This is a genomic window from Idiomarina ramblicola (assembly GCF_003987255.1).
Lineage (GTDB): Bacteria > Pseudomonadota > Gammaproteobacteria > Enterobacterales > Alteromonadaceae > Idiomarina > Idiomarina ramblicola.
The window spans coordinates 386,304-400,125 of record NZ_PIQC01000003.1 but is presented as its reverse complement, the minus strand read 5'-3'; the positions used below and the strand labels follow the sequence as shown (position 1 = coordinate 400,125).

Below are 13,822 nucleotides of genomic sequence, written 5' to 3'. Positions count from 1 at the left end.
ATCAGTGCTCCTGCGGAAAAATAGTATTTTCGATTTGTTCACATAGACCATGAACGATAAACAACTGAGTTTCCAGTATACGGGCTGGATTTAAACTGGGAACCCTTAATTCAATGTCATTAGCACCTAACAGGCCGGAAACAGAATCGTTGCCTTCTCCGGTTAAGGCGATAATCAACATATCGCGACTGATAGCGGTTTCCATAATAGCAGTGAGTTCTTCGTTCTCTTGATTATCAGCGATAACCAGCAAAATATCACTTGCCTGACCCAGGGCCGCCAGCTGCTTTTGCTTTCCTGCATTTAGGGCCAGTACAGGAAAAGGAGGGCGTTCCAGTTTCATACCGTCAGTCATAAGATTAGAAAAGTGCTGAGCGATGACTCCGGTTGTGCGGTCGCCGCAGCAAAATACACGCTGCCCATTTAGCAGGTTGGCCACTAACAGTTCGACGGTGGTTGCCATCTCATCTGTCAGGCTCTCAACAGCGGAAATTTGTGTCTGGATACTCTCTGTAAAGAGCGCTTTAATTAACTCGTCATTCATAGTCAGAATGCGTCCTTAAACCATTCAATTCTTGTTGGCTGACCAACTATAGCGATAACATCAAAACGTATAGCGGCGGTATGTTCATCGATATTATTACTGAGCAAATAATAACGAGCTGTATGCCGAATCCGGCGGCACTGCTGTGGCTGAATTTGCTCTAATACGGCAGCAAAGTTTTCGTGTTGTCGATATTTAACTTCGCAAAACACCCAGTAAATACCTTCACGAGCTATAATATCAATTTCGCCACCATCGATGCGGTAATTTTTGCAAATAATTGTAAGGTTATGCTTTTCCAGAAATTCGGCGGTGAGTAATTCGGCTCTTTTACCGGTAGCGACTTCCTGCATTACTAGACCCCTCTGCTAAGGTGATTTCTCCTTTGCTAAAGGTAGCCCAAATAAGCTCGCGCTGGACCACGGCATCGTCAATATGAAGGTTTCCGCTAAGACCTGACCAGGTCAGTCCCGGCATCCGTCGCATCATTTCCAGGCGTTGTATCAGTGAAACGCTGTCATAGCCCATAGCGGTTAGACGGGCAAGTGAAAGTCCCCATCCGTTACGCAGTTCAAGCCACTGACTTAAAAGGATATTTTTCCCGGAGTTTGCCACCAACCAGGGAATATCGGAAAAGATAATGCCGTTAAGATCGGGATCGCCTAAACGGTTTTTTAATTCATGAGTGGCTGAGCTGGCATAGACCGGTATAGGCTCAGCAAAAGGTGAAACGCTGACATCAATAAAGGGTTTTAACAGACGCGTTTGTTGTAGGTTTCCGGGCAGGTAAATAGCGCTAATGTCGCGGCGGCTGCGCTCTTGTTCTTCAACAATAATTTTACCGGCGGCAATTTTTACGGTACGAATACGCTGTTGACTGTCGGTTAATCCCAGTGAATTCTCAACCGTTGCTTTCATATCGCCGCGTTCAGAAAAGTAAGAAACGGTTGGCTCGCCCGCTTTGTCGTTACTCCAGCTCGATTTAAAAGCATCAACCATTCTCTGACCACCGGATGTATCTGCCGCAATCACCAAGGCGCTTTTGGATTCTGTAAACTGCTGATTGACTCGTTGCGCCGCCTGCCGAGCTTCGGTATCTGGGCTTAGTGCGAAAAAAACGTTGGTGGATGATTGTTTTACTGAGCTTTCATCAACTTGGTTGAGGAATACCTGAGGAACTTCCGGCAGTGGTTGCGTGGCCCAGGCCGCTACGTTCTCTTTTAATAGGGGACCAATAATACCTACCGGATTAATGGACTGTATTTGTGCTTTGTGGGCTTCAATGTCCTCTTTTTCACTATCAATAAAAACGACTTGAAGATCGTTTGTTTCACCCGTGCGAGCAATAATACCATCGCGGATAGCCTGGCCCTGTTGCTGATACCGACCCGATAGTGGCAGTAAAACAGCGATGGTTGATTCTGAGGCAATACCTTTGGAAGCCTCAGTTTGTGGTTTCTGCCAGCTCTCTACTAATGTTACCGCGTCGTGATCCGTATAACTCTGCAGCCATTGGTCCAGATAACCCGTAAGACTGCCCGGGTGGGTCATAGCCTGGTGATGAAAGTCTACCAGTCGCCACCAGCCGGCCAGAGCGACGTCATTAGGGCGTTGTTGCGGAAGTTGAGATGCGGTAATTTGGCGCGCAACGGACCAGATGGTTTCAGCGTTTAGTTGCGCAGCAAAGCGTTGTGCATCGACTTGCCAGACAAGTGCTTTCCAGTAATCCTGCCGCTGGTAAGCGGCTTGCGATAGCAATTGCAAACTAAGAGAACGGAATTCGCGTTGGTTAAACTGTGTTGGTATTCCCTCGAGCTCTTCTTCAACTTTTGGCCACTGCTGTTGTTCAGCTGCCCAACGAGCTTTTGCCAAACGGTAATACTTTTGACTGTGATGAGTGATTTTTTGCGAACTCAGCTGAGATAAAACTGCGGCTGCCTGTTGCCACCTTTGTTCGTTTTGGAATGCGTTAGCGGCACGTACCAGGGCGGAGTGTTGCGCAACATCGTTAGCTGCATTGTGGGCTTCTTCCAACCAGTCCTGTGCGGACTTTTCTTCAGTTAAGCTCAGATCATGATCAGTGACATCAGCCGTCTCTGCAGGCTCTTGGGTTTGCTGATCAGGTGCTGATGTACACTGAGTAAGTACCAGCAGAGCCAGTAAGGCTAAAAATACGAATGAATGAGTTCTAAACACTGTAAGGTTCCGCTTTGGTGCCTGTTCGGTGATACTATAAACGGCATTGACGTTGGAAACAAACAGAGACTGATTATGGCAGAGCAAGGCATTCTTTATATCGTACCAACCCCTATCGGTAACTTGGGTGATATAACGGAAAGAGCATTAAAAACATTAGCAGAGGTTGCCGCTATTGCAGCCGAGGATACGCGGCATACACGCAAACTTATGCAGCACTATGGAATACAGAATGACGTCTTTGCACTGCATGAGCACAACGAAAGTCAACGTGCGGATGCGGTTATCGAACGTTTGCAGCAAGGGGATTCACTGGCATTGGTGAGTGACGCTGGAACGCCGTTAATCAACGATCCGGGCTATGTACTGGTACATCGTTGCCGCGAACAAGGTCTAAAAGTCATCGCCTTACCGGGCGCTTGTGCTGTGACTGTTGCTTTATCGGCGGCCGGATTACCCACGGACCGATTTTCTTTTGAAGGCTTTTTTCCTTCCAAGCCACAGCAGCGGCGGGCTAAACTCGAGCAGTTGCGAACTGAAACGCGAACGGTTGTGGTCTATGAAAGTCCTCACCGAATTTTGCACACTTTAGCCGATATGGATGCGGTGTTAGGTAAAGCTCGGAAACTCGTGCTTGCTCGCGAGCTCACCAAACAGTTTGAAACCTATTTAAGTGGCAGTGCGGCGGAGTTACTGCAAGCTTTAACGGATGATACGAACCAGCAGCGCGGTGAAATGGTGTTATTGATAGCGCCCTTGCCGCCGGAAACGGAAAGCAGTGACGGGCCCGGAGAAGCCGCTAAGCGCACGTTATTATTGCTGCTAGAAGAGTTGCCGTTAAAGAAAGCCGCCGCTATGACGGCTAAAATTCATGACGAACGAAAAAATGTGCTTTATCAGTGGGCGTTAGATAATAAAAATAAGGAGTGAAACAAAGATTGAGTTAACGCCTGTCGCAGCGTAGAATCCTCCGCGGAGAGCTGGCCAGACAATCGCCGCCTGTTTACAGGGGGAGGAAAGTCCGGGCTCCATAGGGCAGGGTGCCAGGTAACGCCTGGGCGGTGTAAGCCGACGACCAGTGCAACAGAGAGTAAACCGCCGATGGCTGCTTGCAGCACAGGTAAGGGTGAAAGGGTGCGGTAAGAGCGCACCGCGCAACTGGCAACAGTTTGTGGCACGGTAAACTCCACCCGGAGCAAGGTCAAATAGGGGTTCTTTGGCGCGGCCCGCGTTGAACCCGGGTAGACTGCTTGAGGGTCAGGGCAACCTGATCACTAGATGAATGATTGTCCACGACAGAACCCGGCTTATCGGCCGGCTCTCCACCTTATTTCCTGCGTTAGAATTGCCATCGACGTAAAAACTCGAGTAATTCCTTCAGTGGCAGTGGCTCACTAATAAAATACCCTTGCGCGAAGTCGCATTGCTGTTGCTGCAACAGCTCCCATTGCTGTTTGGTTTCTACACCCTCGGCAATAACATCAATATCGAGTGCCCTGGCAACTCGCAATAATGCATCCAGCAAGGCTACCTGTATCCGGTCATCGGGCGCGTGATTTAAAAAACTGCGGTCAATTTTTAAATAATCTACCGGGTAGCGTTGTAAATAATTCATACTGGAATAACCCGTACCAAAGTCATCGATAGCCAATTGCACACCTTGCGAACGTAGATAGTGCAAAATCTGTAACTGGCGCTGCTTATTACTCATCAATAACGACTCGGTAATTTCAAAAGTGATACTCGAGCTGGGAATGTTGTGCTGTTTAATACAGGACAACCATTGTTTAGCCGCTTCCATATCGTTCAGTTCGCGTTCTGAACGGTTAATCGACACTTCAATTGGGTACCCTGACTTATGCACCAGGGTCCAGTCGATACAGGCTTGCTCCAAAACAAACTGGCCCAATTCGTGGATAAGCCCGGTGCGTTCGGCAACAGGGATAAACTCTGCGGGCGAAATGTGGTTGCCGTTTTCATCTTGCCAGCGTAATAACGCTTCGCACTTACTGATTTTGCCGGTGCTGAAATCGACTATCGGTTGATACACCAGATAGAACTCGTGTTGTTTGAGACCATTACGCATTCGGTTGTGAATAGCGTTTTGGCGCTCGGTTTGCTCTCGTAGTTCGTCGTTAAAGAAATAATGTGTGCGTCGACCGGCTGTTTTAGCTGCGTACATGGCAAGGTCGGCATTTTTTAATAGCTCGGCTGCTTGTAAGCCATCGTCTGGATAAAGCGCAATACCAATGCTGCAGGTTGTTTGTATTTGGTTCTGACGTAAGCTGAAGGGGTCACTCAAGTGGTGGTTAATTTGAGTGGCTAAATCATTGATCACCTGGTGTGAAGTAAATCGGTTTATCACCACGACAAATTCATCACCACCAATTCGCGCAATGAAGTCAGTACCACGCAACTGGCTTCTTAAACGCTCAGCAACAGAAACTAATAAATCATCACCGGCATCATGACCGAGGCTATCGTTGACCTCTTTAAAATGATCAAGGTCGATAAACAAAATCGCGAAGTGCTGCTCCCGACCTTTTTGGGTTAACTGATTAAGATAGTCGACAAAGGCACGGCGGTTGGGTAAATCGGTAATTGGGTCAAAATGCGCTTGATGGTCAATTGTTGTCAATGCCGATCGTAAACGACTTTGTGCCGTTACTAAGTTATACATGAAGGCAATCATCAAAAAAGAGAGGGATAAACCAGCAATAACGATGATCCAATAAATGTTGTTTCGCTCGGCCCAAACATGATTTTTTGGTGCAAGAGCCAGCACCCATTTACCGGTGGATACGTCTATTTCAATAGCAACGTAATCTTGACTCCAGAGTGATGCGTCACCAAAATCGAATAAGGCAGAACCGTTGCCGTTTTGTTTTTTTAATGCGAAAAGGTAGTCATCTACAGAATCCAGACCGCTACTAATCAGCAGCTTTTCGATATCAATGACGACCGCAATAACGCCCCACAATTTGCTCTCAATAAAGACGGGAGCGCGTGCAATTAGGGCCCACCCCCCTTGTATAAGATTAACCGGACCGTCAATAAAAATGCGTTTTCGTTGAATGGCTTCCTGTACCGCCTTGAACTGTTCTGGAGAGGTACGGTAATCAAAACCTAAAGCCTTCTGGTTCGGTGCTAACGGGTACACAAATTTAATGATCAGATTGGGGGCCAATGCGACATGGCGTACAGGAAGATCGTCGGAAATAAGCTCTTGCATAAGGAGTTGATAACGCTCGGCTGAAATATCCGGAGAAATTTTCACTTCCGCCTGTAGCGCACGGGCTGTGGCTAATGACGAATTGATCTGCCCTTCCAAAGCGGCCCGAAGCTTGCCTAGGCGCTCCGTAGCTACCCGCTTACGTGATTCCACAACCTGGGCGTGCTGATTCTCCGCAAACCAAAAAACGCCAGTCACCAGAATGCAAAAGCTTAAAAAAATAACAAATAAGTAGCGTTTCATTGAGTATCGCTGCCTGCCTGAACTGAAATGAGTATCGCATAAAAATAATACAGCCCCTAGTAGAAAACTATTTTGCACGTAGCATCAACTGCTTAATGTAAATTTCTGTGAAGGCCTGACAAATAAAGAGGTTTTTTCTTGACAGTGGGAAAGAGTGACACCTAGACTGTAACATTGTGGGGATTTGTGGATAATAGTGGATCGCAATGATCAGGTGGGATCATGTTCCGAGGTGCAACAACATTAAGTCTGGATAGCAAAGGGCGTTTGGCCATACCGGCCAAACATCGTCACGCGTTGTCCTTAGACTGTGAAGGCAAAATGGTCTGCACGATTGATATTAAGCAACCGTGCCTGTTGCTGTACCCGCTTCCCGAGTGGCAAATCATAGAACAAAAGCTCACTCGATTATCCAGTATGAATCCCGCAGAACGTCGCTTACAGCGGCTTCTGCTAGGCCATGCCGACGACTGTGAAATGGATAAGAACGGTCGTCTGTTACTGTCAGCGCCATTGAGACAACACGCCGGTTTAGAAAAAAAACTGATGCTTGTCGGGCAGCTGAATAAATTTGAAGTTTGGGATGAAGACGCCTGGCATGAACAAGTGGCGCAAGATATGGATGTTGAACGCGAAGGTGACTTTACACTCAACGAACGATTAGAAGACTTTTCACTATAATGATAACAACGTCACCGCAACACGTTTCGGTGCTACTGGAAGAGTCGATAGAAGCTTTAGCGACTGATCCTCAAGGCACGTATATTGACGCCACGTTTGGTCGTGGTGGACATACACGTGCGCTGTTGAGTAAGCTGGGTGACAACGCCCGGGTTATCGCACTGGATCAAGATCCTGAAGCTATTGCTGCTGCTAAGTCTTTTGAAGACGACCCCCGTTTTCAGATTATCCACACCCCTTTCTCGAACCTGCAACAGGTGCTCGACGAGCTGCAGCTTAATCAGCAAGTGACGGGTATTTTATTTGACCTTGGCGTGTCCTCCCCACAATTGGACGATGCTGAGCGTGGCTTCAGTTTCATGCGCGACGGTCCTTTGGATATGCGAATGAATACCAGCGATGGTGAAACTGCAGCTGAATGGCTTAATCGTGCAGAAAAAGACGATATTAGCTGGGTGCTGAAAGAATATGGCGAGGAGCGTTTTGCCCGCCGTATTGCCAGCGCTATCGTCATGGATCGTGAGAAAAAACCCTTTACCCGCACCAAGCAACTGGCGGAAATGATTGCCCGTGTCAGTCCGGTAAAAGAAAAGCATAAACACCCTGCAACGCGCACATTTCAGGCTATTCGGATTCATATTAACCGCGAGTTAGAACAAATAGAACAAGCGCTCGAAGCGTCACTTTCAGGTTTGAAAGAAGAGGGGCGGCTAGTGGTTATTAGTTTCCATAGTCTGGAAGATCGCTTAGTGAAACGCTTTATCCGCAAACACAGTGAAGGCAAGCAACTGCCGCCGGGTCTGCCGGTGACGGAGGCCGAGCGAAATAAAGATAAGGCGCTGGAAAAGGTCGGTAAGGCTATTAAGCCGGGCAAAACGGAAGTGCAGGAAAACCCTCGTTCGCGTAGCTCTGTGTTGCGCATTGCCAGGAGGGTTCGCAATGACTAAACAGCGTTATCCCAACCTGACCAAAATGTTGCTGCAAGATCTACTGCAGCACAAATGGATACTGTTATTGAGCGTGGTGGTTATCGTTAATGCACTGAGTATTGTGTATACCGCGCATTTAAACCGAAAATTAACCGCCGAGCGAGATGACTTACTCTCGTATCGCGATACTCTGGACAGAGAATGGCGACATCTTGTGGTTGAGCAGAATGCACTGACTGAACACAGCCGGGTGGAACGTATCGCTCAGGAGCAATTGGGTATGCGCGACGTTGAACCAGCGCAGGAGGTGCTAGTCTCATGGCAGTGATTCGTCGCAAAAAACGCACAGAGCCAGCCGGCACTCGCTGGCGCTTTTATACCGCAGTATTTTTGCTGTTCGGTGTTTTTTCGGTGTTAATTGCGCGTGCTGCTTATATCCAGGTTATTAGTCCCGATGCCTTTTCGCTGCAAGGTGATATGCGCAGTCTACGATCATCCAGTGTGGCGGTTCAGCGCGGCACAATTGTTGACCGTAACGGAAGAGAGTTGGCGGTTAGTGTTCCGGTAGAAACCGTATGGGCCGACCCGAAACGCATTGCAGAGAGAGAAGCTTTGGCAGATGAACGGCGTTGGCAAGCGTTGGCTGAAACCTTTCGAATGAATCGTAAAGAGTTGGTCAGCAAGGTCGACGACCCATCAAAACGCTTTGTGTATTTGCAGCGCAAGGTCACGCCGTCAGAAGCCGACTACGTCAAGCAGCTAAATATTCCGGGCGTTTACCTGAAAACCGAATCTCGTCGTTATTATCCGACGGGAGAAATCAGCGCTCATCTGATTGGTTTAACCGATATTGACGGCGCCGGACAAGAAGGTCTGGAGCTTTTATATGACGAACATTTAACCGGCACACCCGGTAAGCGAGTTTATCGCAAGGACGCGGAAGGACGGGTTGTTGAAGAAATAAGCCAGACCGATGCACAACAACCAAAACAGCTGACACTGAGTATCGACCAACGTGTTCAGGCAACTGCATATACCGAACTGAAAAAAGCCGTGCGCTACAATCAGGCAACTTCAGGCTCGGCGGTCGTCTTGAATGTCGAAACCGGTGAAGTGCTGGCCATGGTCAATAGCCCGTCCTTCAACCCTAATAACCGAGCCGAATTGCAGTCTTTCAGAATGCGTAACCGGGCGGTGACCGACAGCTACGAACCCGGTTCAACGATGAAGCCTCTGGTCATTCTCAGTGCGCTTGAAAACGGTCGGCACAAAGCGGGCGATAGCATTGATACCAGTCCGGGCTGGTTAAGAATCGGCGGACGCCGCGTAAGTGACCCTCGTAACTATGGTGAGCTGTCACTGACCGAAGTGTTGAAGCACTCTTCCAACGTGGGTGTGACCAAGATTGCGCTGGATTTGGGCATTGATTCATTACTACAAACATACGCAGACGCTGGTTTTGGTAATGATACTGGTATTGCCTTACTGGGTGAAAGCATTGGCATTTTAGGCGACCGCCGGCGCTGGTCCGAATTTGAAACTGCGACGCTTTCCTACGGGTATGGCTTGTCAGCAACCACCCTGCAGTTGGCTAACGCTTATAACATTATTGCTAATGGCGGCCTCAAACGACCACTGACAATTTTCCGGCAAGAGTCGCCACTTCCTGCAGAGCAGGTTTTCAATCCGGATAATACTCGTGCGGTTATGCACATGATGGAAGAGGTCGTGCGTGACGGTACCGCTAAAGCCGCTCAGGTTCCGGGCTACCGTATTGCAGGTAAAACTGGAACCACGCGCAAAACCAAAGCAACAGGTGGCTACGGAGACGAATACGTGGCGTTATTTGCCGGAATTGCTCCGGTGAGTGACCCGAAAGTGGTGGTGGTTGTGACCATAAACGAGCCAGGCACCGATGATTATTATGGTGGTACCGCGGCCGCGCCGGTATTTTCAAAAATTGTCTCGCAAACTATGCGCTTACTGAATGTACCACCAGACAACGTGGAAGATACCCAGGTTCGTGCGGCGGGTTTTGGGGGTGATGAATGATGAAACTGGCTGAGCTCTTAACCATGTTACCCACATCATTTTCCATTCCGGACGTTACTGTCAGCGGGATAAAGCTTGATAGCAGGCAAGTTGCTAATGGTGATGTGTTTATCGCGATTCCTGGTTATGAAACCGATGGGCGTGCTTATATCGACGCTGCGATTGATGCCGGAGCCGTCGCCATTATCGCAGAAGCCCCTGGACTTGCTGTAGAACATCGCCGCGGAGCGATAGTGATAGGTTTTACTGGTGTTCGTGAGCATTTATCGCACATTGCCGGTATCTTCTTTGGTCATCCGTCGGAAAAAATGCAGTTGGTGGGTGTGACCGGAACCAATGGCAAGACGTCTGTGACCCACATTATGGCTCAACTGGCCAAAGCTTTGGGTATGGAGGCCGCAGTCATTGGCACCACGGGAAGCGGTCTTATCGGGCGGTTATTGCCGGAGCGCCACACCACACCAGATGCCGTTACAGTTCAACAGCGCCTGGCGACGCTGCTTGCTGAAGGTGCGGAGCTGGTCGCTATGGAAGTGTCTTCGCACGCATTAATACAGCGCCGCGTGGAGGCTTTACATTTTTCAGCCGCAGCCATTACCAACATGAGTCGCGATCACCTGGATTATCACGGCACGATGGAGAACTATGTCGCAGCGAAACAGCGCTTATTCGCTGACTTCGATGTGCAGAAGCGCATAGTTAACGCTGACGATGACACGCTTTGTCGTTGGGAAGAGGATAACCTGGCCGACTTGTGGATCAGCCTGAATGACAGTTCACTTGAACCCTGCCTGCATGCAACCGGGCTTCAGTTCCGTGAGCAAGGATCGGTATTCCAGTTAAATTGGCAGGGCGAATCCTACACCGTTGACAGCCCTTTGTTGGGGCGTTTTAACGTCTATAACCTACTTTGTGCGGTTGCGGTGCTGCTGAAGCTAAATAAGCCTTTATCCGCAATTGGCGAAGCTTGCCGCAGTTTGCAACCAGTGCCGGGGCGCATGGAAGCGTTTCACAATGATCAATCGCCGCTGGTGGTGGTTGATTACGCACACACGCCGGATGCTCTGCATCAAGTGCTGAGTGCGTTACGTCTGCATTGTAAAGGGCGACTGTGGTGCGTTTTTGGCTGCGGTGGTGACCGAGATCGGGGCAAGCGCCCGCAAATGGGAAAAGTGGCTGCCGACTACGCCGACGTTGTGGTTGTCACTGATGATAACCCGCGGACAGAGCCTGCAGAACAAATTATTGAAGACATTCTCACGGGCATTGCCGATAAGGAGCAGGTTAAAGTCTGGCCGGGTCGTCGTGAGGCTGTTATTCGCGCCATGCAGGAAGCTGAGCAGGACGATGTTGTACTGTTGGCAGGCAAAGGACATGAAGATTATCAGGTTATCGGCACTCAGCGTGTCGATTATAACGAACGAGCGGTAGTCAGCGAATGGCTGCAAGGAGACTGCGCATGATCTCAGTATCACTGAAGTGGATTGCGGAACAGGTGGAAGGTCGCCTGATTGGCTCTGATTGCACAATCGACAACGTATCAACGGATACGCGGGCCGATTTAAACGACGCCTTGTTTATTGCATTAAAAGGGAAAAACTTTGATGCCCACGACTTCGTTGAGCAAGCCATAGCCAAGGGCGCGGCTGCTGTCATTTGTGAAAAGCAGCAAAATATCGACTGCCGACAAATTATTGTCGACAACAGCCGGCATGCGCTGGGCCGCTTAGGTGCCGCTATTAAAGCGAAGGTGGCACCGAAAACGGTGGCTGTCACTGGCAGTAACGGAAAAACCACAGTGAAAGAAATGCTGGCGGCTATTTTATCCATTCACCACCCGGTTCTGGCAACTCAGGGCAACTTTAATAACGACATCGGTGTTCCGCTGACGCTGCTGCGACTGCAGGAGCAGCATAAATACGCGGTGGTTGAACTGGGCGCAAATCATCCGGGCGAAATAGCTTACACCACCGATTTGGTGAAGCCGGATGTCGCTATATTGAATAATGTCAGTGCTGCGCATGTCGAAGGGTTCGGAAGTTTACACGGAGTCGCCCGTGCTAAAACTGAGATTTTCCGTGGAGTGGGGAGCCAGGGAACGGCTGTTACCCCCCGTGATTCAGACTTCTACCCGTGCTGGCAACGGGCTTGCACAGAGATGAACTGGAAAACCTTCGGTTTAAGTGAGAACGCCGATGTGTACGCAACGGATATTGAGCTCAATAGCGAAGGACACCCTTATTTTACACTGCATTTGGGCGGTGAAACCAGAACATTAGAATTAAAATTAAGCGGTCGACATAACGTACTCAATGCGCTTTCTGCAGCGGCAGCAGCTAAGGAACTCGGTATATCTGTTGATGACATCGTTAGTGGATTACAACAGGTTCAGCCGGCTCAAGGGCGTTTGACTACTATAAAAGTAAGTGACCACTTACGTATTATCGATGACACCTACAACGCCAGTGTTGCATCAACCAAAGCGGCGCTGGATCTGTTGGGAAGTTACCCAGGTTATCGAGTTTTCGTGCTGGGAGATATGGGCGAACTAGGCGCCGATGCGCGAGCTTATCACGAAGAAATTGGTGAACACGCCATAGGTACGGGTATCGACAATCTGTACAGTTTGGGCGTGCTCAGTCAGAGTGCCAGTGAAGTCTTTAATGGCCACGGTGGTAAACACTTTGGCAGCTTACAATCGTTGGTTGAGTCTGTTTTACAAAGACTTACAGAACAGACCGGTAAGCAACCTGTCACAGTGCTGGTTAAAGGCTCACGCTCCGCGCATATGGAGCGCGTTGTTGCAGCAATACAGCAGGCTGTCACGGCTAGTGATAGCGCAGAGGAAAAATACGCATGTTAGTTTGGTTGGCGGAGTACCTAACCCAGTTTGAAAGCGCGTTTAACGTGTTTTCTTACTTGACCTTACGGGCAATACTGAGCGTATTAACCGCTCTGGTTTTGTCTTTGTGGTTAGGACCAACTTTGATTCGCCGTTTGCAACGTTTGCAGATAGGGCAAACGGTACGGGACGATGGTCCCGAAAGTCACTTAAGTAAAAGTGGTACACCGACCATGGGCGGTGTCTTGATATTAGCGGCGGTATTGGGCTCATCATTACTCTGGGCCGACTTGGAGAACCGCTATGTCTGGGTAGTGTTACTGGTTATCACTGGCTTTGGCATTGTGGGTTTTGTTGATGACTATCGCAAAGTGGTGCGCAAAGATCCGAAAGGCTTAATCGCCAAATGGAAATACTTCTGGCAGTCCGTTATTGCCAGTGTCGCAGCGGTCTACCTTTACTGGAGTAGCACTCAGGGCGCAGAGACGGCACTAATCGTTCCCTTTTTTAAAGACGTTATGCCGCAACTGGGCATGCTGTATTTGTTGATGGCGTACTTTGTGATTGTCGGTACCAGTAACGCGGTTAATTTAACCGACGGGCTGGACGGGCTGGCGATTATGCCAACCATTATGGTTGCCGCTGCGTTGGGTATTTTCGCTTATGTTTCCGGCAACGTGAACTTTGCCGAATATCTGCAAATTCCGTATTTACCCTTAACCGCCGAACTGTTGGTGGTGTGCACCGCTATTGTTGGTGCTGGCCTGGGATTTCTCTGGTTCAACACTTATCCGGCACTGGTATTTATGGGCGATGTAGGCTCTCTGGCCTTAGGCGCTGCACTTGGCATTATTGCGATATTGGTCCGCCAGGAGTTGGTGCTGTTTATTATGGGCGGTGTTTTTGTCATGGAAACGGTTTCCGTGATGCTGCAGGTGGGCTCTTACAAACTGCGGGGCAAACGTGTTTTCCGCATGGCGCCAATTCACCACCACTACGAATTAAAAGGATGGCCTGAGCCACGAGTCATTGTGCGTTTCTGGATATTGTCGTTAATTTTTGTACTGATAGGACTCGCAACCTTGAAGTTGCGTTAAAAAATA

Annotated in this window: 12 protein-coding genes and 1 other RNA gene; 9 read left to right on the top strand and 4 right to left on the bottom strand. The window is 49.1% G+C overall.

Annotated elements, in window-relative coordinates; genetic code table 11:
* Position 1: 1 nt before the first annotated feature.
* The 3 genes from CWI78_RS05165 to CWI78_RS05155 are packed head-to-tail and all read right to left on the bottom strand — an operon-like array spanning position 2 to position 2,740.
* Positions 2-544 (bottom strand): SIS domain-containing protein, encoded by a 543-nt coding sequence (locus CWI78_RS05165; RefSeq protein ID WP_126780903.1) that lies wholly within the window; start codon positions 542-544, stop codon positions 2-4.
* 2 nt (positions 545-546) lie between these two features.
* The gene (locus CWI78_RS05160) at positions 547-897 is read right to left on the bottom strand and encodes a YraN family protein (protein ID WP_126780901.1); all 351 of its coding nucleotides are present in this window, start codon (positions 895-897) and stop codon (positions 547-549) included.
* Positions 875-2,740 (bottom strand): penicillin-binding protein activator, encoded by a 1,866-nt coding sequence (locus tag CWI78_RS05155; RefSeq protein WP_126780899.1) that lies wholly within the window; start codon positions 2,738-2,740, stop codon positions 875-877. The genes CWI78_RS05160 and CWI78_RS05155 overlap by 23 nt, the downstream gene beginning before the upstream one ends.
* Before the next feature lie 75 nt (positions 2,741-2,815).
* Here CWI78_RS05155 and rsmI point away from each other — a divergent pair, with 75 nt between their 5' ends.
* Both rsmI and rnpB read left to right on the top strand, forming a co-directional pair.
* Positions 2,816-3,670: a 16S rRNA (cytidine(1402)-2'-O)-methyltransferase gene (gene rsmI / locus CWI78_RS05150; protein ID WP_126780897.1), complete on the top strand. Its 855-nt coding sequence runs from the start codon at positions 2,816-2,818 to the stop codon at positions 3,668-3,670.
* A gap of 46 nt (positions 3,671-3,716) precedes the next feature.
* An RNA gene (gene rnpB / locus CWI78_RS05145) (RNase P RNA component class A) lies at positions 3,717-4,066 on the top strand.
* A 13-nt stretch (positions 4,067-4,079) separates the two neighbouring features.
* Here the strand turns inward: rnpB and CWI78_RS05140 are convergent.
* Positions 4,080-6,215, bottom strand: a complete 2,136-nt coding sequence (locus CWI78_RS05140) for a putative bifunctional diguanylate cyclase/phosphodiesterase (RefSeq protein WP_126780895.1) — start codon at positions 6,213-6,215, stop codon at positions 4,080-4,082.
* A gap of 222 nt (positions 6,216-6,437) precedes the next feature.
* Between CWI78_RS05140 and mraZ the strand changes: the two genes are divergently transcribed.
* Genes mraZ through mraY form a run of 7 tightly spaced genes read left to right on the top strand, consistent with a single transcriptional unit; the run spans position 6,438 to position 13,816 of the window.
* The gene (gene mraZ / locus CWI78_RS05135; RefSeq protein ID WP_126780893.1) at positions 6,438-6,896 is read left to right on the top strand and encodes a division/cell wall cluster transcriptional repressor MraZ; all 459 of its coding nucleotides are present in this window, start codon (positions 6,438-6,440) and stop codon (positions 6,894-6,896) included.
* Complete coding sequence (rsmH, locus tag CWI78_RS05130) at positions 6,896-7,843, top strand: 16S rRNA (cytosine(1402)-N(4))-methyltransferase RsmH (RefSeq protein WP_126780891.1); 948 nt, start codon at positions 6,896-6,898, stop codon at positions 7,841-7,843. The genes mraZ and rsmH overlap by 1 nt, the downstream gene beginning before the upstream one ends.
* Entirely contained in the window at positions 7,836-8,153 is a 318-nt protein-coding gene (gene ftsL, locus CWI78_RS05125; RefSeq protein ID WP_126780889.1) for a cell division protein FtsL, read from the top strand. Before rsmH ends, ftsL begins: the two co-directional genes overlap by 8 nt.
* On the top strand, positions 8,144-9,877 hold the full coding sequence (locus CWI78_RS05120; RefSeq protein ID WP_126780887.1) for a peptidoglycan D,D-transpeptidase FtsI family protein: 1,734 nt from the start codon (positions 8,144-8,146) through the stop codon (positions 9,875-9,877). The genes ftsL and CWI78_RS05120 overlap by 10 nt, the downstream gene beginning before the upstream one ends.
* Positions 9,874-11,340: a UDP-N-acetylmuramoyl-L-alanyl-D-glutamate--2,6-diaminopimelate ligase gene (gene murE / locus CWI78_RS05115; protein WP_244213078.1), complete on the top strand. Its 1,467-nt coding sequence runs from the start codon at positions 9,874-9,876 to the stop codon at positions 11,338-11,340. The genes CWI78_RS05120 and murE overlap by 4 nt, the downstream gene beginning before the upstream one ends.
* Entirely contained in the window at positions 11,337-12,740 is a 1,404-nt protein-coding gene (locus CWI78_RS05110) for a UDP-N-acetylmuramoyl-tripeptide--D-alanyl-D-alanine ligase (protein ID WP_126780886.1), read from the top strand. Before murE ends, CWI78_RS05110 begins: the two co-directional genes overlap by 4 nt.
* Positions 12,734-13,816 (top strand): phospho-N-acetylmuramoyl-pentapeptide-transferase, encoded by a 1,083-nt coding sequence (gene mraY / locus CWI78_RS05105; protein WP_126780884.1) that lies wholly within the window; start codon positions 12,734-12,736, stop codon positions 13,814-13,816. The genes CWI78_RS05110 and mraY overlap by 7 nt, the downstream gene beginning before the upstream one ends.
* The last annotated feature ends 6 nt before the right edge of the window (positions 13,817-13,822 follow it).

What these genes read in the sequence shown, in the direction of transcription:
- CWI78_RS05160 (WP_126780901.1), bottom strand. Translation starts at nt 897, where the DNA reads ATGCAGGAAGTCGCTACCGGTAAAAGAGCCGAATTACTCACCGCCGAA.
- rsmH (WP_126780891.1), top strand. Translation starts at nt 6,896, where the DNA reads ATGATAACAACGTCACCGCAACACGTTTCGGTGCTACTGGAAGAGTCG.
- ftsL (WP_126780889.1), top strand. Translation starts at nt 7,836, where the DNA reads ATGACTAAACAGCGTTATCCCAACCTGACCAAAATGTTGCTGCAAGAT.
- CWI78_RS05140 (WP_126780895.1), bottom strand. Translation starts at nt 6,215, where the DNA reads ATGAAACGCTACTTATTTGTTATTTTTTTAAGCTTTTGCATTCTGGTG.
- CWI78_RS05120 (WP_126780887.1), top strand. Translation starts at nt 8,144, where the DNA reads ATGGCAGTGATTCGTCGCAAAAAACGCACAGAGCCAGCCGGCACTCGC.
- mraZ (WP_126780893.1), top strand. Translation starts at nt 6,438, where the DNA reads ATGTTCCGAGGTGCAACAACATTAAGTCTGGATAGCAAAGGGCGTTTG.
- CWI78_RS05165 (WP_126780903.1), bottom strand. Translation starts at nt 544, where the DNA reads ATGAATGACGAGTTAATTAAAGCGCTCTTTACAGAGAGTATCCAGACA.
- rsmI (WP_126780897.1), top strand. Translation starts at nt 2,816, where the DNA reads ATGGCAGAGCAAGGCATTCTTTATATCGTACCAACCCCTATCGGTAAC.
- CWI78_RS05110 (WP_126780886.1), top strand. Translation starts at nt 11,337, where the DNA reads ATGATCTCAGTATCACTGAAGTGGATTGCGGAACAGGTGGAAGGTCGC.
- murE (WP_244213078.1), top strand. Translation starts at nt 9,874, where the DNA reads ATGATGAAACTGGCTGAGCTCTTAACCATGTTACCCACATCATTTTCC.
- mraY (WP_126780884.1), top strand. Translation starts at nt 12,734, where the DNA reads ATGTTAGTTTGGTTGGCGGAGTACCTAACCCAGTTTGAAAGCGCGTTT.